General features: G+C 46.5%; 2 protein-coding genes. Both read left to right on the top strand.

Translation table 11 applies throughout. From position 1 onward, the window contains the following. A partial coding sequence (locus U9Q77_11255) for a PorV/PorQ family protein (GenBank protein MEA3287933.1) occupies positions 1-1189 on the top strand: 1189 nt, incomplete at its 5' end. 207 nt (positions 1190-1396) lie between these two features. Beyond that, the gene (locus tag U9Q77_11250) at positions 1397-2230 is read left to right on the top strand and encodes a helix-turn-helix transcriptional regulator (protein MEA3287932.1); all 834 of its coding nucleotides are present in this window, start codon (positions 1397-1399) and stop codon (positions 2228-2230) included. Positions 2231-2350: the final 120 nt, after the last annotated feature.

The following is a 2350-nucleotide window of genomic DNA, read 5'->3' as shown; positions in this document are numbered from 1 at the left end:
GCAATCACTCAGGGGCCGTTCAGGCAGTCCAGCTGATCCACAATCACTCAGGGGCCGTTTTGGAGCACGATCCCAATCGGTCACCGAGTGGTTCCGACGGCCGAGTCGGGAACGTATCGAGGTGCAAGATTGGTTATTTCAAAAATCATCTGGAGGCATCCAGCAAATACTTACTCGTAGTCTCATCACGCTGATGATAGTGCTACTTTCTGTCAATGTCTCTGCCAGTGATTGGGAAATATTCCGCAAGGGAACCAATGCCAACGCCTTCCTGCTCATTGGAACCGATGCCCGCAGTATGGCTCTCGGTGGGGAAGGGGCTGGTCTGCTCAACTCATCCGCCATCTACTGGAATCCAGCCAATGCAATGAACAATACCAGACATCAACTCCAACACGAAGTTGGTAATTATCTGCTGGGGATGGATCACCAGGTAAGCAGTGTGCACATTAATCTGGGAAGTGGACAAATGTTGTCAGCTACCATCAATAACCTGGATATGGGGCAGGAGGAGATCACAACCGTTCTGAATCCTCAGGGTACTGATCAATATTATAGCAGTCAGGCCATGTCGCTGGGACTCAATTATGCCCGCTCTTTGACGGATAGGGTGTCGGTTGGTCTACAGACAAAAATGATCCGGGAACAGATCTGGTTGGAACGCTCACAGCTTTTTGCCTGGGATATCGGTCTGCTTTATCATGAGCAAGTCTCGGGGTTTGCTCTGGGGATGGCCATCCAGAACATCGGTGCCTTAAGTCAACTGGAAGCGGGTCCCAGAACCACTTTTACCCGGCGCGATGATGAGACCAATCCCGGTAGTGAGAATGTGGATGCCATTTATGATTTGAAGGAATTTCCACTGCCCCTGGTCTTCAGAATGGGTTTAAGCAAAGCCATTCATTTTCAGAGCCGTGGTTTCTTCACGCCGGGACTCCTGCTCAATATGGGATTCTCAGATGGTTTGACCACTCCTTTTGGTGCCAGTATGGGTCTGGAAGTGAGTCCGGTGAAAGCATTAATGCTGAGAGCAGGATATCAATTCAATCGTGATCTGGGTGAGCTCTCTGCAGGGATGGGATTAAGTATTCCACTTACACAGGGAACCCGCCTGATCATGGATTATGCCTGGATCGATATGGATTATTTTGGATCCGTCGAACGGTATCAGTTATCCGTAGAATTTTGATGAAGCTGAATATTTTTTAATAGAAAATGGAAAATGGAAAATGGAAAATAGAAATTTGAAAAAACTTGCCGAGTCGAAGCTGTCTAGCGAAGATCGGTAGAAAATAGATGGTGAACTCACAGTGACTTTGAACTATCAGACTTTGGACTTTCAGACTTTCAGACCTTTGACTTTTAGCCTTTGGACTTTCAGACTTTGGACCAACAAATGATGATCTATTCAAAACGTGCCCCCCAGAAGATGATCGGTGTTACTCTGAAACGGGTGATGAAGGAAAAAAGTCTCAAACCGGGCGATCTGGCTCAGGAAACCGGGATCAACGTCAGAACCATCTATTCCATCTTAAATGGTCATCAAATGGCTGGACCGGAAAATTTGACTGCTATCTGCAGCATTTTGGGCATCAGTATGGATGATCTTTTTCAAGTAGGAATGAACAGCCACCCAATCTTTTCCAAACCCTATGAGGAAAGTCGCAGTTACGCCCATTTTGAGAATATCTGGTTTGGTGAGAACGGCGGCGAACGGATCTCGGTCTCTCGCGGGTTTTCGGTCATGAACCAGAGTCTGGCCATGCGTCAGGAGATTCTGGAACAGATATTTGGATTAAGATCTGCCGAATTAGAGCTGGCTTTGGAAGGCTTCCAGGAGCGTCAGCAGATCATCAATGAAAAAGAGCGTCATCGGCTTGAGGTTGTGGTTGAATCAGAGATTATTGATCTAATCCGATTTCGTCCGCCCTTTGATAAAATCGATCCTCGTCATATTGAAGATATGCTTTCCGGGATTATCAGGCGTCTGGAGGAAGATTCCCTGTCTTTTGAACTGGTGATCATTCCCCGGGAACGTTTTGTGGTGAATTATCAGATCATTAATCGTGAGGTCATTCTGTTTGACCTGGGAACCATCTTCCTGCGTCAGCAAAATCCTGTCATGCTGGAACACTTTCTTAAGGAAGTAACCGATTTTAAAAAGAACCATAACCTGTATCCCACCATTACCGAACAGGTCAAATTCCTAAAGGGTTCTTCATTATCATGATAGAAAATGGAAACACCTCGGGCCGTAAAGACAAGGCATTCCTCGTCTCTACCCAGACCAAAATTCTCAATATTGTCCAGGATCTGATCCGGTTTCAATCCACTGCAGATCGCCCTGATC

The organism is Candidatus Neomarinimicrobiota bacterium, assembly GCA_034716895.1.
Taxonomy (GTDB): Bacteria; Fidelibacterota; UBA8477; order UBA8477; family JABMPR01; genus JABMPR01.
The sequence above is the reverse complement of the archived record's forward strand: the minus strand, read 5'-3'. Positions and strand labels throughout refer to the sequence as shown.